Origin of the sequence: Paraburkholderia sp. BCC1884 (genome assembly GCF_900996225.1) — a bacterium.
Lineage (GTDB): Bacteria > Pseudomonadota > Gammaproteobacteria > Burkholderiales > Burkholderiaceae > Paraburkholderia.
Map to the genome: position 1 here is coordinate 1,088,653 of NZ_CAAJGL010000068.1, position 17,846 is coordinate 1,106,498.

Genomic DNA, 17,846 nt, shown 5'->3' on the forward strand with positions numbered 1-17,846 from the left:
CTTACCGATATCGGCGGACCCTTATCATGCGACGCAGAGATACTCGACCATATGGCAACGTTGCGCGACACGATAAAACGCGCGCTGTATCGGCGCCTTGTCCTCCATGGCGGCAAGGCGAGGTTCCAAACCACGGTGTTCGGCCGTGAGCAGGGAATCTCCGTCCGAATGTCGGCGCGATAGCGATCGAATTACAGGGATTGCTCGATGGAACTTGGTGAGAGGACGCGCGCCAAGTGAGGCTGCGATTGCGTTAGTCGAGTGGTCCGCGTCGGTGCCTAGGCAGGCTCCCTCGTTTCAAGGCCATCGCGCTGCGCTATCGCAGCGGACAGAGTTGTTCAGTGTCTAGACAGATATTCCGCTCCGAGACAGTTGCGAACTCGGTGATTACCACAACGCGCCGATAATTTCAGCGAGGGTGCATGAGGCAGGTGATACGTCAATATTTGCGCGAAGCTACCCGAATTTCAGGAAGTATGCCGCAACAGGACGATAGAGTCCGTCTGCATTGATTTCGGCCTGAAGGATTCCATCGCGCTGGGCGATGGACACGTCGCCGGTTTGCGTTGACACTGTCGCACGCTCGAAGCTGGGCTTGCAAAGTGACAGCGAGCAAGAAGAAAGACACATGGGAGTAGCATTCATTTATCCTTCCCACGCTGTGCGCGGCAGTCGCTGGTTGACGTCATGGAAAACGTCGGGCAAAGCAAGGCCATGAGATCACGTTGGCCCTCCCAGTATGCGTCCGAGGGCGGGCATTGCTTCTTCAAGATTCACAGTCCAAGGATGGCCGAAGTTTAAACGTACGTTTGTACGAAACGAACGCGTTGATGAAAACATTGCTCCGGGTGCGACGCTTATTCCATTTGCAATTGCTCGAGTGTGTAGCTCGAACGCATCGACCCCGACAGGAAGCTCAATCCACAGGAAGTAGCCGCCCTCCACCCTTATCCAACTGGAGCCTTCTGGAAACCATCTCGTAAGCGCCGATTCCATTTGACGAAGTTGACGCTCAAGTGCGACCCTAAGCTTCCTGAGGTGCTTGTCATAGCCACCGTGTGACAGATAGTCGGCAATTCCTGCCTGCGCCGGAACCGCGGAAGATGACGTCGTCATCAGTTTGAGTCGCTTGATTTTTTCCGCGAACCGCCCGGCGGATACCCACCCGATTCGATAGCCTGGTGCGAGAGTTTTGGAAAAGGAACTGCAGTGCATCACCAGACCCTGAGTGTCAAATGCTTTCGCCGGCAGCGGGTAATGATGCCCGAAGTGGAGTTCGCCATAGACGTCATCTTCTATAAGTGGAACCTGATAACGCGTCAATAATTCCACGAGTGCCTTCTTCTTTTGGACTGTAAGTGTTACTCCAGTCGGATTCTGGAAGTTGGTCATTGCCCAACAAGCTCGAATGTCGTAGATATTGAGTGCGGCCTCGAGTGCAATAAGATCAATGCCTTCTCTGCAGTCCACCGGAATCTCGATAGCCTTAAGGCCCATCCTTTCAACGGCGTGGATGCATCCGTAAAAGCTCGGCGATTCCACGGCGACAAAATCGCCCGGTCTCGTAACCGCAGAAAGGCACAGATTAAGTGCCTCTAATGCTCCGCTCGTGATCAAGATTTCTTCGGTTGCCTGCGGCATACCCATCGCTACATACCTCAGAGCAATTTGCTGCCGTAAATGGGCATTTCCTGACGGGAGGTCGGAGACCGTACTCCATGGACTTTGGGTGCGAGCCGCGTAGCACAGCGATTTCGCCAATCGCGGAAGGGGGAAGAGTTGCGGTGACGGGAAAGCGGAACCCAAGGGCACGGTACCTGGCTGTTGTACCGACTCAAGCACTGCGAATACCAAGGAAAATGGGTCGGCATTCGAGCTTTCGGGAACAGTCTGTGGCGATGGCAATATTTCCGTGCTGGATACGGCCGGTGCGACATAGAATCCGGATCGGTCCCGCGCTTTTATCAGACCCCATTGTTCCAGCAGATAGTAGGCGCGCGCGCCGGTTGATTGGCTCGCGCCATGCTGACTCGTAATCTGGCGTAGGGAGGGAAGGCGTGACCCGGTGGGAATTTCTCCAGCGCGAATCTGCGCAGCAAACGAGAACGCCAAAGCTTCGTATCGTTTCATCACTGCTTCTGTTTGTGCTCTTCTGGCACGCGGACAATGGAGTGCAGTGAAACTGCGCTGAGTCAACTGCTGTTCTTCCAGTTTATCGCGCAGATTCACTCATAATTGGAAGTCTTGTATGCAGTTGGCTAGCCCGACGACTGTCGCCCGATGGAACAGGGCGACGAAAAAGGGGCGCGGATCGCTATTCCCCAGTCGCACTTACGTAGCCAGACGTTTGATCTATCATCGTGCGAACGCATGCTAAATTCTTGTAGAAAACATTTGCATTGCAGATTTCGCACTCTCCTGTGCGTCCCAAGCCAATCCGATTTGACTCCATTTAACGTGGGTTTGCAGCGGTAAGGGTTGATTCCGCGCAAACCTGACCATCGCTCTTAAAAACGAGTGCTACGCAAGGTATCTTCGTGGGGTTATCGGATGCGACCTTTATCAACGGGCGAGCCGGCAGCAGAACTAGGCGTAGCGGTCGGCACGCTGCGACGCTGGCATCGGCAAGGCCTGCTGATGCCCTTCAGCCGGACTGTCGGACGTCATCGGCGATACTGGCGTGACACGGTACGCGCCACCCGGGGCGGTTCGCCGCGCCGGAGTGTGGGAGACACCGCTGGTACGACGCAAACGCCATGCTCCTCAACAGGGATTAGCGCTACCCCTGCGACAAAAATACGCACGTACAGATTTGTGCACCATCAAGCTAACGGTTAGGAGCGGCGGTCAGGCGCCTGAGCACGGCTGATCGCGAGCGGGCTGGAGCAAAAAGACCAATTTAATTACGGTCTTGAGTCGCACAGCGAAACCTTCGAATAGCTCACGCATGCAATCGACATGATCGTTAAGGCTAATTTGGTAAATGCGAAATCAACATCTGCATAATGTCCTCCCGACTGCGAGACCAACTTGCATTAGCGGTACGCGCCCCGTCGGCGTTGACCTCGGTCTGAAAGAGTCTACACCGCTGAATTGTAGATGCGTTAAAGGTCTATGCGTCGCTATCGCAAGTTCGAGGCTTAGCTTGCGAAAGAGCAACGCATGAGGGATAAGGCTCGTGTTCGGGGCGTTATCGCTGCGACCCGGCATCAAAAAGGTCACGACTCTGTGGTGCGGCATTGGGCTAGGAGCGCGCTCTACGTTGTGCGCGAATAATGCGTCGAAGCCTTGTCGAGACGAGCGGCGCCGAACTGATCCTTGAGGTACAGATAGACGCCGCATTGCCGTTAGGCGATAGCTGGGAAATCCAAGGTCGTATCGTTCACACGATTGATGATGTTGGTAAACGTGATAGCCGCGATAGCGAGCGCCGTCTCAATTACCTGGCGTTCGGTATATCCTGCTTCGAGCACCGAGCGCACTTCTTCGTTTGGTAGTGTGCCATGTGTCGTTACAATGGTTCGGACAAAGCGTACCAGTGCGTCGCGTTTCGTGTCGCCGGTCGATTCGCCAACTCGGATCCGTTTCATGGCATCCGGTGCGAGGCCGGCGGCTTTGCCCATTAGTGTGTGGGCGGCCAAGCAATAATCACAGCCGGCAACTTCGCTGACTGCCAGTCGAATAGCCTCGTTGTCAGCCTTCGAGAGTGTCGATTTAGAAACGACCCCATCAAGGCTTAAGATCGCCGCCAAGACATCCGGTGCGTTTGTGCCGATCGTCGCATAAACGTTCGGCACTTTCCCTACCGATTTTTTGATAGCCGAGAAGAGTTCCGCAGTGGCGCCGGTCGCGTCGGCGACCGGAAGGGTAGTGAGACGAGACATGATTGACTCCTTAGTGGGTCAGTGGAAAAGACAATGGAATTAATGGCAAAAATATGATGACGGACTAGCTTCCCTAGAATACTAATACTCGACTGCAACAGCGACGAGACACGACTAAGGGCCGCGCTACCGAACTGGACATCTGCATGAGCGCAGAACGCTGTTGTGCAATCAACAAGTACTGTTCCGTAGTTTTGGAATTGAGTGCCAGCAAGAATGTTCCGGGGAGTTGAGGGCTCTCCTCAATGACTTCGCATAGGAACACCCACGGCTTTACGTCCGAGGCCACCCACTGGGCGCTCGTGCATGGGGCATGTGACGGGTTGCTTGGCCGGCCGTGTCACCGATACGCCTATCCACGAATGCCGACGCCTTTTCAAGAACAGCCCCGACACCGCATTCGTCGATCTTGGTTGACGTAGTAGCGCTCTTAGGTGTGTCTATTAGCTGCGAAACATACACGCTCCCGGCCTTAACGTTCGCGCCGTTTACGTGAGCAGCACGGGGGGGACCCGCGAATAGCTTCGGACAGTGTGGACCTGCGGACGCGGTGACATTTGAAGTTGGTTTCATCAACTTTTGTATCAACATGTGGATCACATTTTTTCGTCATCGTCATGTATCTCCAGTCGCGCGGATTCTCCCCTTGCCTTGCAAGTTGAGTCAATGTTGTTAGATGGAGGTCCGGCCTAAGTCGGCTCGCGTCGACACAACCACTCCTTAGCTTTCACAAACCACAGCCTATCAACGCGCTTTCTTTGTAGTTAGCAAATTCGCACGATTATTGTCTTGCAACATTGCGTCATGTCGTTGACGCGGGGACTGCGGCCTGTATGTACGATGGAGAATCGAGCAAGGAGAGATGCACATGGAAAAGATGAGGTTAGGCGACGGGAAGCTGGCGATTTCCGGCGGACGTCGCACCTATGGCCGACTTGCTATGCGACCACGCAACTCCGGATGTCTGGCTATTGCTTTGGGAAATCAACAAACGACCGCGACAACTATGTCCAAGGTGTCGACGCTGACTCGCTCAGCGCTGAGAATTTCAAAAATTTTCGATAAATCAAGAAAACATCTTGTTTTCTTGATAAGGGGGAGGTGGTTGAGACCGGATACTTCTTTCGCTGGTTCTTGATTCTCGCCACGCGCCCGCTGTGAACTGAGCCGGACGGTACGGACTTCGATCTCCAAGTTGCAAGTTTTTAAGAGTATCTGTTGGCGCGATTTACCCCATAAGACTTGCCAAAATCGGTCGCCACGTGCAACGCACCGACCGCGCGAGAAGAAAATGGAAGCGCGTCACACGAGCCGCCAGAATGGCCTGTGCAGCCACCCAAGAGAGTGGGTCCTGTAGGAGCGTGGTTCCCTTAAATTTTCAAGTATGAGGAGCAAAAAATGTGGTCTATTGACTCTGCTGTATCCCGGCCTTCGAAGCGACGCGGTGTATTCAAGATGGCGGCGGCACTGGGTGCATTAGCAGCGATGCCCGGGTACGCGTCGGCAAATAACAATAAAGAATCGCGTGAGCAAAATCGCCAGTCGACGGCAGGCGATACAGTGCAAACGAAAGACGGTGTGAAAATTTTCTTCAAGGACTGGGGGAATGGTCGGCCCATCGTTTTCTCACACGGGTGGCCGCTGAGCTCGGACGACTGGGATGCGCAGATGATGTATTTCCTCAATCATGGATTCCGCGTCGTCGCTCACGACCGTCGAGGACATGGGAGGTCGAGTCAGACCGCAACAGGGCACGATATGGATCATTATGCAGATGACCTGGCTACGGTCGTGCAGCATCTTGATCTTAAGGATGCAATCCACGTCGGACATTCCACTGGTGGCGGAGAAGTGGTTCGCTATATTGCACGTCACGGAGAGAGCAGAGTCTCGAAGGCGGTGCTGATCAGCGCCGTACCGCCGCTGATGGTCCAGACAGCGACGAACCCTAGCGGACTTCCGAAGAGTGTGTTTGATAACTTCCAGGAGCAAGTTGCGAGCAACCGGGCTCAATTTTATCGCGAGATAGCGGAAGGCCCATTTTATGGATTCAACCGACCCAACGCAAAGGCGCGGGAGGGCATTATCGAAAACTGGTGGAGGCAAGGCATGGTGGGTGGGGCGAAAGCACACTACGACGGCATCGTCGCCTTTTCCCAAACCGATTTCACGGAAGACTTGAAGAAGATTCGCGTGCCGACGCTCGTCATGCATGGAGAGGATGATCAGATTGTCCCCTATGCAGACTCCGCGCCTCTTACTGTCAAGCTGCTCCGGAACGGTACACTGAAGTCGTACCCAGGGTTTCCGCATGGTATGCCCACGACCGAGGCTGCGACAATTAATGCGGACATTCTGGAATTCGTTAAAGACTGAATGGCTCGACTCGACTAAGGTTTCTTGGCATTGCACCGCCAACTTTTGTCGCTGGTAGGCGGAGCTGGATTCGATTATCCGGTCGGGATTTCCTGAAATCGCGTCTTTCGAGTTGAGCGTTATCTGATTCGAGTTTGAGAATTCTTTGGCGGCTTCGAGAGCAGTCGCCGGAAAACTTGAGCGGGATCAAGTGGCGCTCAGTTCTACAGAAAAAATGAAGGAAGTCGCATGGACGACGCAGTCGTTGAAAGCGCATATTTCGACCTGGATGCGCAACCTGGTTCGGGAATCGGACTGATGCATCTTTCTGAGGCCGATGATCCGCACTGGTCAGGAGTCGTCGAACTTGGGCCCGGTCAAAGCTGGGAGATCAGTCAAGAATCGCGCTACGATTTCTACGTTTTGTTTGGCGAAGTCGATTTGGGCAATCTGTGTCTTGAGGTAGGGGACTTTGCCATTCGATTCGGCGCGGGCGTCGTCACAGCTCGTTCCTCGGGTGCTCGGATTTTTGTCTACCGAGAAAAGTGTCTCCAACATGGAGAGCGTTATGTATCGTTCGCGAAGACGAGAGTCTGGCGCGACGCGCACGCACCCCGTATGGGAGTCGCGGACCTGTCGAAGCAGGGACATGCCGTGAGCTTCGTTGCATGGGAGTCTGGTGCGCATACTCGTGATCATGCGCATCCACGAGGGGAAGAGCTGTTGGTCCTCTCTGGGGAACTCATCAACGGAGTCGAACATTATCCGGCCGGCACATGGCTGCGACTGCACAAGCATGCCAGACACGAACTTTGCGCGAACGCATCGGCGCTGATCTTGCTACGCAACGGCCATTTGGCGAATGAGCCGACCGGTATGTGAAGTCCGCAATCGAGGGGTGAGGAGACCGGTACCCTTTCGACGTGGATTGACGACAGCTGGCTGGTTGGACAGATGTTAACTTTCGTTTTGAGAGGGTGATTGGCCTGTCGCTCCTCTCAGTGAGTGGCTCGGCGCCAAATAGCAGCGAGTGAGCGTCAGCGAGGGGAAACCTTTGCTGACGGCAGATCCTCGTACATCGAATATTTTTTGATCATCGTCGAGTTTTCGTCGGTTAGCCCTGTGACTTGAACCGAGATCCCGCTTTGACGGAATTTTTCCACGACTTTGTCGAGTGCCTCGACGGCCGTGATGTCCCAAAAGCGAACGTCGGACAGGTCCAGACGCGCACATTGCAGCGCCTCCGTGAAATCAAAATTTGCGACAAAATCTTCGGAGGACGCGAAAAATACTTGCCCCTGGACAAAGTAACTACGTTCTCTTTTTTGTTCGTCAAGCGAGGACCTGATGAACAGCATTTGCCGAGTCTCCGACGCGAAGAACAAGGAGCTGAGCACTACTCCTACCAAAACCCCGATAGCCAGGTTTCCGGTTGCGACGACAACAACAACGGTAGTGACCATCACAATTGACGCGCTCTTCGGGTGTGTCCGGACGTTGAGGATCGAGCGCCAGCTAAATGTGCTGATTGACACCATGATCATCACGGCTACCAGTGCTGCCATGGGAATTTGTCTGACCCACTGGCCGGCAAAGAGAACGAGCATCAAGAGAGAGGCACCAGCAACAAAAGTAGAAAGGCGACCTCGGCCCCCCGATTGCAGGTTCACCACGGTCTGGCCGATCATTGCGCATCCTGGCATCCCCCCCAAAACGCCTGCTACGATGTTGGCAATACCTTGACCGCGACATTCACGGTTTCTGTCGCTTTCGATGTGCGTAAAGTCGTCGACGATCGAGGCAGTCATAAGCGATTCCAGCAGGCCTACCACTGCAACCGCGATTGAATAGGGGAGGATGATTTCTAGCGTTCTGAAGGAGATAGGTACGCTGGGAAACATTGGGACAGGCAGCTTATCTGGAAATGATCCCATGTCGCCGACGGTTCGCACTTTCAAATGAAATATGAGGGATATGGCAGTTAAGACGATGATGCAAACCAGCGGAGCAGGGAGAGACTTCGTAAACCGCGGCAGGATGTAGATTATGGACAAACCACCGAGAACCATCGCATAGACGTATAAGGAAACGTGGCGCAGTTGCGGCAATTGGGCGAGGAAGATCAGGATTGCAAGGGAATTCACAAAACCGGTTATTACCGATCTGGAGACGAAACTCATCAGACTTCCCAGTCCAATAGTACCCGCACAAAATTGCAGTGCTCCCGCCAGAATTCCTGCAGCCAGAACATATTCCACGCCATGACTTTTCGCTAGGGAAACGATGATGAGGGCGACCGAGCCAGTCGCAGCGGAGATCATTGCTGGGCGGCCGCCAGTAATCGACGAGACGACGGCGATACTGAACGCGGCATACAGTCCCACCTTCGGATCCACTCCCGCGATGAAGGAGAACGCCAGCGCTTCAGGGATAAGTGCAAGTGCGACAATGACGCCTGCAAGGATGTCGCCACGAATATTCGAGAACCATTCGTCGAAAAAGGAAGATTTCTGCATGAATGGTTGCGAGGATTGTAGGGAATTCGTACGAACGCTGATCAGCGGCAACTACCCGTCTGTCGTACGAATATGAAGATTGAGACGTCTGACTGCCAGTCATTCTGGCTGGTTCCGCCGTGCTCGCGTATAGTTCTTGCCGCCGTCAGAGAGTTTGCGGCTTGACACCGGACCCGGCTCGACCACTACAGCTGTAAGATGAGGTATCTCCGATAAATTCGCTATATCGTGAATCGGGCCTCATTTGCTGCGATCGAAATTATTGACGTGTTGCAGTATTCTTGAACGAAAAACGGAACCGGATACACACCGCCATTGCGGTGTGTATCCGGGCAGCCTATCGACCGATTGTACGGTCGAGGAAGCTTCGAATGAGCGGTACCATCTCGTCGAGCTTGTCCTCGAGTGCGAAGTGTCCCGTGTTGAGAATGTGAACCTCCGCATCGGGAAGGTCACGGACGTACGGATGTGCGCCGGCCTCAGGGAAAATCACGTCGTTCTTGCCCCACACAATGATGGTCGGCGGCTTCCGTTCGCGGAAGAACGCTTGGAATTGTGGGTACAGGGGTACGTTTGTGCCGTAGTCGCGGAACAGATCCATCTGGATATCACGATTGCCCGGCCGATCGAGTAACGCCTGATCGTGCACCCAGTTGTCTGGGCTGATTCTCGTCAAATCGGAGACACCATCGGTGTACTGGAATTTGGTCGTTTCGGGTTTCACCAGAACATACAAGGCCTCCCGGTTCTTTTGGGAGTGATCTGCCCAGTACGTCTTGATCGGGTCCCAGAATTCGCGAAGACCCTCTTCATAGGCATTGCCGTTCTGGACAATGAAGCCAGTTACGCGCTCCGGATGCTTGAGAGCAAGACGGTAGCCTACCGGTGCGCCGTAGTCCATGACATACATGGTGTAGCGGTCGGCGCCGAGTTGACCGAGCAGATCGTCCACGATATCTGCGTAATGGCCAAACCCATACTCAAACTTAGTATGATCTGGCGCGTCGCTCTGGCCGAAGCCCGGGTAGTCGGGCGCGATGACTCGATATTTGTCGGCGAGCAGCGGGATCAGGTTGCGGAACATGTGAGACGAGGTGGGAAAGCCGTGGAGCAAAAGAACGACCGGTGCGTTTGCCGGGCCTGCTTCTCGATAAAAGACGTCGACTCCATCAACTTTGGCCGTCTTGTGATGCACAACAGGAATATTAGTCATCTCTTCGTCTCGATTGCGTTGATCAAAGGTCCATGAAGTCGCGATATCCGCCGCGAACCATGCTGGGCGCCGCAAGGGTTGGCGGGCTAGCCCTTCTCTAGCCGTGCCTTACTTCATACGATGTGTGTCCACCGTACGTCTGACTAAATTATCCTGAAAGGTGGCTTCTCTCTTCATCGTTAGAACTGGATTTTAGAAAACGCACTGCGAGCCTAGTTTCGAACTTATGCAGTGGACGACATGTCAGGTAAAAAAGATCCAGGTTCGGCCGACACAGAGCTGTTTGACGATTAGTCGTGTTGCATCGACGTGTGGCGATAGCGTCGGTTTGACCGTCGCATTGAGTGGTGTTTGATGACCTCGCTTAACCGAATATTAGGAAAATTATTATCCTTAAATCGGATCGTCGCGACGTAGCGATCGTGCGACGCAGTATTTTTTCTGCAACTGCATCGATACGACTGAGAATCAGCGAGAATTGGAGAGACATACGTGCATCTCGAACGGGAGGAGAATCCTGAGTGCAATTTTTATCGAGCGCTTTTCAGCTGATACAGCCGATGAAAAAAACAAGATGACAGGCGCAAGAAGGTCGCTGCCAGATTCTCGACGCGGCCAAGAGGCTGTATGCCCCACACGGCATCTGAGCGACGTCCCTATAGGGTGTAGCCGTGAGGGCAAGGTTCACTCGTGGGACAATTTGTGGGCACTTTCGCAACGGAGGCGAGATTTTAGTCGCGGTGATTAACCATGTTGTGCGGCCAAGGGAAAGGTCGCTCGGCGCAGTCATAAGTTCTGGCCGACTCAAGCCTGCCGCGCTTCAGCCCGCTTTGAGCGCTGACAATGAAGCCGGCTCTGGATTCTTCCGCGAGCACTTCGGGAGGCTAGTGATGCTGGTCATTCTGCCGACTCCTAATTTTCCGCACGAATCCCCCGGACGCGCCTTCTTCCTCGCATGGTGCCTTCGCAAACTTAGCTTCGGGCTCAGGTTCAAAGTAGCGCAAACCCGGCTGCTCTACGCGAAACACCGAAAAATTCTCGAAGCAAAAAATGCTTCGGAGCAGGCGTCGAACTGATTCCAATTGAGCGGGCATACTCGCCCGTCGGGGACAGAAGTTGGCTGAGCGTCTGCCACGTGCCGGCACGGTTCTCCGTGTGACGGTGCGAGACGGCCATCACGACCTCGAGCTTTCCGATGGGAAAAACGGAAGTTAACGCGTGGCAGCTTAGCACGGTAGGCATGCAACTTCCAAAGATGGGGTGCACGAGCCTTGGATCGCCATTCGACGTAGCTCACCCCGCCGAATGGTGAATTGCACTTCCGTTGACGGCAGACATCCCGCGCCCGCTTGCAGTGGCCACAGCTATTTCCTGAGCCCCCGATCAGCAAGTACGAACCTGCACATCATTAAGTTAGCGGTTGTTGATCCTCAATTGATCCAGCTTGGGTGCCAGCCTCAACGCATAGCCATCGAGACAAGTAGCCGAAATGGTAACGCGAGTAGCAAAGCGCCGATGAAGCCGGCAATCCACAGTCCAATGAACCAGCCGATGGATCGCGGGCCGCCGCCGCGTGGCTTGGGGACGTTGATTGGGTTTATGTCCAGCCGATGCTGGTTTGAGCGCCGGGCCGTTGATATTCTGTTGGCGAATAATAGCGGATGACTTGGGGCCGCACGCTCTGCGATTTGCTCCAGGTTTTGGCTTTTTCGACTAGCTTCGTTTTCTGTCATGCACATCGCACGTTCGACCATCGGAAATGCATAACTCACCACATCTGCTAATTTACGTCGCGTGAGGCGAAGCGCTTTCAACTCAATCATGTTCAGGAACCACAGTCACTTTGTGACGGAAAACCCAATATCCGGCTGCGGTGTACAAAATAATTATGGGTACGATAACCATTGCGCCCACTATAACGAATACCTGCGCTGTCTTCGGTGCGGCTGCGTCCCAAAGCGTAACTGCGTCTGGAATTGCGTAAGGCCACACGCTTACAAGAATGCCAACATAGCCGAGAAAAACAAGTAGTAGCGCCAGCACAAAAGGCAACCCGTCGTTTCTTCGCATGGCCGCCCGAATTAGCAACGCTGCGACAATGAGAGCCGCAAAGGGAAACGGAAGGAGCCGATAGAAGACAGGTGTGGAAAACCATCGTTGCGCAACCTGAGCGTTTGAGAGAGGCGTCCAGATCGAAACGGAAACCATGAAAAACAGCAACACAAATGAAAGTGGGACCACAAGTCGGTGTAATTTCCTCTGTAGTTCTCCGTCGGTTTTCATGACGAGCCAGGATGCACCCAACAATGTGTACGTAGACATAAGGCCGAGACCTGTTAGGAGGCTAAACGGAGATACCCAGAAGAAAGCGTCACCAGAAAAGACACCGTCGCGAATCGGAATTCCCTGTAGATACGCACCAAGCACTATTCCCTGAAAGAGGCTCGCGCCCGCGGAACCAATCGTGAATGCCAGGCTCCACACGTTTTTCGTTCGCTTCGCTCTCCCACGGACTTCAAACGATACGCCACGCAGGAGCAAGCATAGAAGCATAAGGAAAATCGGGAGGTACAGCGCTTGTAGCACTATCGAATAGGCTAGAGGAAAACTCGCAAACAGCGCCGCGCCACCGAACACCAGCCAGGTTTCATTGCCATCCCATATCGGCGCCAGGGTGTGCATCATACGATCGCGTTCTTTGTCGTCGGGGAAAAATGGGAAGACAATGCCAACGCCAAGATCAAAGCCGTCGAGCGCGACGTAGGCGAAGAGGCCGAACGCGATTACTGCGGCCCAGATGACGGTTAGATCCATATCAAAGTTCCGGTCGGTGTGACTTGCAGATGCCTATTCCGCTGCTGCGAGCGGTCGACGTCCTGATCTGTTGGGCGGCCCTGCTAGCTCTTTAAGCGGTATCGGATTATTTTCTGCGGATGGTCCGCTACCCAAAAGTTTGAATATGTAATATGCGCCTGTACCGAAGACCATGCAGTAAGCGATGACTAGCATCATCAAGGAAAGGCCAATAGTTTGGGCAGGGACTGGAGATGCCGCGTCGGACGTTCGGAGGACACCGTAAACGACCCATGGTTGCCTGCCGACCTCCGTAGTGATCCAACCCATCAATAAGGCGATGTATCCCGATGGTCCCATGAAGAGGGCGAGATACTGAAGAGCTTTGCTTTCATACAAGCGGCCAACTGCACGCAGTGCAACCGCGAAAAATCCTAGCGCGAGCATCGACAGGCCGAGAACGACCATGACACGAAAAGTCCAAAATACTATCGTGGAGTTGGGGCGGTCTGCTTTGGGGAAAGACTTGAGCCCCTGGATCTGCCCGTTCCAGCTATGCGTCAGAATGAGGCTTCCTAGGTGAGGAATCTGAATTGCGTATCGGGTAACTTCGGCATTCATATCGGGGAGACCTACCAGATTTAGTGATGTCCCACCCTGTTCCGTTTCCCATAGACCTTCGATAGCCGCGAGTTTCGCCGGCTGGTATTTTCGGGTGTTTAGCCCGTGCTGATCGCCGGCAATGATTTGCACTGGGGCCAAGACAAGAATCATCCACAGTGACATCGAAAACATCGTCTTGATAGATTGATCGCGCCGGCCCTTCAGCAGATGCCATGCTCCCGTGGCACAAACGAGTAGGGCAGCGACGAGGAACGCGGCGATCGTCATATGGACTAGCCGGTAGGGGAACGATGGATTAAAGATGATGTCGAGCCAGCGCGTCGGGACGATACGCCCATCTTCAAAGACGAAACCGCGTGGCGTTTGCATCCAGCTGTTCGAAGCCAAAATCCAGAACGTGGAGATCACGGTACCCGTCGCGACTAGTGCCGTGGCGGCGAAGTGCGCGCGGCGACCAACTTTCTCCCAGCCGAACAGCATGATCCCGAGAAACCCGGCTTCTAGGAAAAATGCGGTCATCACTTCGTAAGTGAGCAACGGGCCAGTCACCGAACCTGCAGTTTTCGCGAACCCCGACCAGTTGGTCCCAAACTCATACGCCATGACGACACCCGACACAACCCCCATCCCGAAGGTCATTGCGAAGACTTTTGACCAGTAGTGGCAAAGCACCTTGTAGTGCGCTTTATTAGTCCTGAGCCATGCTCCTTCAAGGACAGCTACGAAACATGCAAGCCCGATACTGGTTGCTGGGAAAATTATGTGAAAGGAGATGGTAAACGCGAACTGAATTCTGGAAAGATCGGTAGCGGTAAGTGCCACGGGTATTCTCCTGCCGGACGCACCGGGGGCGTCTCGCCTGTATCTGTGGGGGATCGGAATTGAAGCCGTCGGCATCCGGTGTCGTCAGTGAAAGACGACGGGTAAAGGACATCTCCAGTGGCGTGATCAAACTTCGAATTGTTTCGGGGTGTGATTTTTTCGTTGTGAATAGGGCCTAGACGGGCGCGAATGAGAACACAGCAGCTCGAGTTCGGATGGCACAAGACCCGAGTTTTCTCGAAAAATTGCGGCCCAACCAATCATCTCGATTGACTTTAGGGGATAACCCAAACGAGCTTTGGCTAAAACGCACTATTGTGTAAAGAAGTACCGACTTTAATCGGGGCAAAAGGAAGACCTCTTTTCGGCGGTGGGACGTAATACCCCATCGAACTAGGATGGCACGTTTGCTCCGACATGTGGTCCCAAAGTTCACAGTACGAGCCGAGTGTTCGCACCGGAGGCGGCGTCGAGATCTGATCTGAGAGACGACGCATAGATATCGGCTTAACGGTTCACTCATGAAGCAACGCAGATTGCCCCACGACTTGCTGCTTCGTGACCGTTTGCGGTCAGGTCGATCAAACTGCTGGTTTCACACCCCTTCCCGCTTTCGTCCCGTTCGCCATGCGCCCTATAATCCGGAGGAGCGTAAACACCGGGCATCCTTTCACGTAACCTGCGAGTACTACGATGAATGAACCACTGCTTCAAATGAGCTTGCCGTCACTGCATCGGGATTGCACTTTGTGTTTTTCTGTATACGCGTTTGGCTGGGGCTATCGCGCATTGTCCATAGCCTGTGACGCCGTTCAGGTGCAGTTAGGAGCGCGCGACAGGAGCGAACAGCAGATACGCCTCGCGTTCGAACTGAACAGGCGGCGGATTCTCAAAGTAGCAGAGGAGTCGGTCTTAACACCGTATCGAGGCGAGATAATATCGGTACCTATCGAGAGCCTTTAACGGCTGAGCTCTGATCGGCCGGGAACGGAGTCAGCCCAGAATCGGTCGTATCAAACTCGTTTCGAGAGACAACCAGTGTGTGAGCAACCTGTGTACAAGTCGAATGCATTCAATTCAACGCGAACGTCGGGGAACATCAAGCTCTGCAGATTGAGCAATGTGATTCTGAAAGCTCGAAGTTTTGACTTCCTTGCCTATTTCGCGAGGCTCAATTAATCGAGGCCTGTCACTTGCGGGGCGTGGCACGTTACAACCGTGGTCATTGCTCTGGTTGGAGTAATAGCCGTCTCACGGGCTAGGAACTGCAGCTTCGCTGTTTTCGAGCCGGCAGATCTTGGTTGGCACTGCACGACTTGAGTTGCACGGGAATAGCAAGCCGTCTTCGAACTGGAGTTCCTGGTCGTTCATAGGTAGTCGTTCGTGTACTTTCGTCCAAAACTGAGTCAGCGAGCTTTGCGATCGAGAGCGAGATTTACCTGTTCAGTTTCCTTTTCAAGTTGCATGCGTAGACATCTCAAGAACTCTTTGCCGTTCTCTGAGATCGGCCGTCCGGGGCGGAACGCCAGCAGGGTTCGGCACTCTATATCCATAGAGAGGCGGCGAATGACAAGGCCCTTTGGGACGAAGTCCAAGGCGGCGATGGGATGCACCATCGCGAGCCCTATACCAGACAGCGCGAGTTCGCAAGCAGTTGCGGAAAGTGGAGTTTCAACAATGGAGCGCAGCTGCACCTGGCGTTCTGTTAGAGCAGTTTCCAGACGGCGTCGGGCAGAGTCCTCTGGATTCATATCAATAAAATGATCGGTCGCCAAGTCTTCGAGTTGTAGCGTTCGTTTGTTCCTAAGTGGATGATGGGGCGACATGGCAATTACGCCCGGAAGCACGGAGAACGACGAGGACTCGACGCCGTGCGTATTTACTTCATCGTTCAGCAAACCGAAATCGACTTGGCCTGAGGCTACATGCTGATACACCTCTTTAGAACTGGTGACCTGTAGCATCATCTGCATCTTGCGCTGTTCCGGCGCGAACGACGCGATCGCTCGGGCGAGGAAGCAGTTGCCAAGCGCGGGATATGAGGCAATTGAGAGACGCCCGAGGCCGAACAGTCTCAAGCTACGAATGCGATGCTCGATCGCTTCGTAACCGATGAAATATCGGTCAACCTCCGACATCAGCGCCATCGCCTCCTGCGTCGGCTGGAGCCGGCCGCGTACACGCTCGAATAAGCGCAAACCCGCCAAGGCTTCCAGCTTGCGTATTGACTGACTTATTGCAGGCTGGGATACGCCCAGGAGCCGCGCTGCCTTGCTTGCCGTACCCGCGGTCATGACAGCACGAAACGCTTCAATTTCTCGAATAGACACGTATAAGCTCCGCTTCTGGATTGAGAAGTTTCAAGTGTAGATCGAATACATTTGGCCATTAAAACTACATTCACATCACCACCCCACGAAACGCAGGAAATCATGGAAAAACCTTCGCTCGCATACCTTTCACAACCTTTCAGAAGCCTATCGCCGGGCGTGTTTCGGGCGTCGACTATCGTGTTCGACTCGTACGAGGATTTCATTGGACGTAAGGCGAGGCAGCCGGATGGATACAGCTATGGTCTGAACGGTACCCCGACCAATCGCGAACTCGAGGCACGCATCGCGGAGCTCGAGGGAGCAGCGCATTGCGTGGTCGTTTCATCGGGACAGGCGGCTCTGGTTGCGTCGGTGCTGCCATTTGTAAAAGGTGGTGATCATTTGCTGATCTCGGACGCTTGTTACGGTGGTCTCAAAGCCTTTGCACACGAATGGCTAGCGCGGCTCGGCGTCGAGATTGGTGTTTATCCTGCTGACGTGGGAGCAGACATCGCGAACGTCGTCAAAGCGAACACTCGTATGATTTGTATTGAGTCACCTGGCACAATCTCGATGGAAATGCCTGACGTGCCCGCCATCATCGAGGTTGCGAGGAGCCACGGGATTCTCACGATGATGGACAACACCTGGGCAAGTCCGTTGGCATTCCGTCCAATCGAGCGTGGCATTGACCTGAGTGTACAAGCCGCGACGAAGTTCATTGGCGGTCACTCTGATCTGCTGATGGGCATGGTCAGCACGAGCAACTTCAAGCTATACGAACAGTTGCGTGAAGCACAGGCCACGATTGGATTAGCCGCGAGTGCCGACGACTGTTTCCTCGCACTGCGCGGTCTTCAGACCTTCCGTCTGCGCTTTGCGGAGCAAGAAAAAAACACTTTGGAGGTAGCTCATTGGCTTGAGGAGCACCCGGTCGTCGACAGCGTCCTGTTCGCACCTCTGGAATCGCATTCTGGCCACGCGGTGTGGAAGCGCGATTTTGAAGGCAGTGGATGCCTTCTGTCGTTCGTGCTACGGCCTGGCCCGGAAGAAGCGCTCGCAGCATTCTTCAATTCGCTGAGGACGTTTTCCATCGGAGCGAGCTGGGGTGGAACGCACAGCCTGATCGCTTTCTACCCGGCGTCAATCCAGCGAGCGAGGAAATTCCCGCCAACGGACCAGCCGATCATTCGCATTTCGATTGGTCTGGAAAGCGTCGAACAGCTGATTGACGATTTGGACCAGGGCTTGTCGCAGTACTCGGCACATTGCAACAAGGTTCGCTGAGATCAACAGTAGTCGTAGTGACCCGGATCAACTTGTAGGG

At 54.0% G+C, this 17,846-nt stretch carries 14 protein-coding genes; 6 read left to right on the forward strand and 8 right to left on the reverse strand.

From position 1 onward, the window contains the following. Positions 1-720: 720 nt before the first annotated feature. Complete coding sequence (locus FQ705_RS11725) at positions 721-2,130, reverse strand: PLP-dependent aminotransferase family protein (RefSeq protein ID WP_144142356.1); 1,410 nt, start codon at positions 2,128-2,130, stop codon at positions 721-723. A 420-nt stretch (positions 2,131-2,550) separates the two neighbouring features. Here FQ705_RS11725 and FQ705_RS34965 point away from each other — a divergent pair, with 420 nt between their 5' ends. Continuing rightward, complete coding sequence (locus FQ705_RS34965) at positions 2,551-2,838, forward strand: MerR family DNA-binding transcriptional regulator (RefSeq protein WP_144140917.1); 288 nt, start codon at positions 2,551-2,553, stop codon at positions 2,836-2,838. A 509-nt stretch (positions 2,839-3,347) separates the two neighbouring features. Here the strand turns inward: FQ705_RS34965 and FQ705_RS11735 are convergent. Next, positions 3,348-3,884, reverse strand: coding sequence for a carboxymuconolactone decarboxylase family protein (locus FQ705_RS11735; RefSeq protein WP_144140919.1), 537 nt, complete (start codon positions 3,882-3,884; stop codon positions 3,348-3,350). Between the two features lie 868 nt (positions 3,885-4,752). On the opposite strand from FQ705_RS11735, the gene FQ705_RS11740 reads away from it, so the two are divergent. The 3 genes from FQ705_RS11740 (at position 4,753) to FQ705_RS11750 (ending at position 7,121) form a co-directional block, all read left to right on the forward strand. Next, positions 4,753-5,022 carry a hypothetical protein gene (locus tag FQ705_RS11740; RefSeq protein ID WP_144140921.1) on the forward strand — a complete coding sequence of 90 codons (270 nt, stop codon included), beginning with the start codon at positions 4,753-4,755 and terminating at the stop codon, positions 5,020-5,022. 260 nt (positions 5,023-5,282) lie between these two features. Continuing rightward, positions 5,283-6,260 carry an alpha/beta fold hydrolase gene (locus FQ705_RS11745; protein ID WP_260854454.1) on the forward strand — a complete coding sequence of 326 codons (978 nt, stop codon included), beginning with the start codon at positions 5,283-5,285 and terminating at the stop codon, positions 6,258-6,260. 228 nt (positions 6,261-6,488) lie between these two features. Then, the gene (locus FQ705_RS11750) at positions 6,489-7,121 is read left to right on the forward strand and encodes a cupin domain-containing protein (protein WP_144140923.1); all 633 of its coding nucleotides are present in this window, start codon (positions 6,489-6,491) and stop codon (positions 7,119-7,121) included. Positions 7,122-7,276: 155 nt separating this feature from the next. On the opposite strand, the gene FQ705_RS11755 is transcribed toward FQ705_RS11750, so the two are convergent. Together FQ705_RS11755 and FQ705_RS11760 are read right to left on the reverse strand one after the other, a co-directional pair. After that, complete coding sequence (locus FQ705_RS11755) at positions 7,277-8,755, reverse strand: SulP family inorganic anion transporter (protein WP_144140924.1); 1,479 nt, start codon at positions 8,753-8,755, stop codon at positions 7,277-7,279. Between the two features lie 337 nt (positions 8,756-9,092). Further along, positions 9,093-9,968: an alpha/beta fold hydrolase gene (locus FQ705_RS11760; RefSeq protein WP_144140926.1), complete on the reverse strand. Its 876-nt coding sequence runs from the start codon at positions 9,966-9,968 to the stop codon at positions 9,093-9,095. A gap of 890 nt (positions 9,969-10,858) precedes the next feature. Here FQ705_RS11760 and FQ705_RS34050 point away from each other — a divergent pair. Continuing rightward, complete coding sequence (locus FQ705_RS34050; RefSeq protein ID WP_186307833.1) at positions 10,859-11,044, forward strand: hypothetical protein; 186 nt, start codon at positions 10,859-10,861, stop codon at positions 11,042-11,044. 381 nt (positions 11,045-11,425) lie between these two features. Here the strand turns inward: FQ705_RS34050 and FQ705_RS11770 are convergent, their stop codons facing one another. From FQ705_RS11770 to FQ705_RS11785, 4 genes are all read right to left on the reverse strand, one after another. After that, positions 11,426-11,791 (reverse strand): hypothetical protein, encoded by a 366-nt coding sequence (locus tag FQ705_RS11770; protein ID WP_144140928.1) that lies wholly within the window; start codon positions 11,789-11,791, stop codon positions 11,426-11,428. After that, complete coding sequence (cydB, locus tag FQ705_RS11775; protein ID WP_144140930.1) at positions 11,784-12,782, reverse strand: cytochrome d ubiquinol oxidase subunit II; 999 nt, start codon at positions 12,780-12,782, stop codon at positions 11,784-11,786. The genes FQ705_RS11770 and cydB overlap by 8 nt, the downstream gene beginning before the upstream one ends. A gap of 33 nt (positions 12,783-12,815) precedes the next feature. Beyond that, positions 12,816-14,213 (reverse strand): cytochrome ubiquinol oxidase subunit I, encoded by a 1,398-nt coding sequence (locus tag FQ705_RS11780; RefSeq protein WP_186307865.1) that lies wholly within the window; start codon positions 14,211-14,213, stop codon positions 12,816-12,818. A 1,400-nt stretch (positions 14,214-15,613) separates the two neighbouring features. Further along, complete coding sequence (locus FQ705_RS11785; RefSeq protein WP_144140934.1) at positions 15,614-16,537, reverse strand: LysR substrate-binding domain-containing protein; 924 nt, start codon at positions 16,535-16,537, stop codon at positions 15,614-15,616. A 102-nt stretch (positions 16,538-16,639) separates the two neighbouring features. Between FQ705_RS11785 and metC the strand changes: the two genes are divergently transcribed. After that, positions 16,640-17,806 (forward strand): cystathionine beta-lyase, encoded by a 1,167-nt coding sequence (gene metC, locus FQ705_RS11790; protein ID WP_144140936.1) that lies wholly within the window; start codon positions 16,640-16,642, stop codon positions 17,804-17,806. Positions 17,807-17,846: the final 40 nt, after the last annotated feature.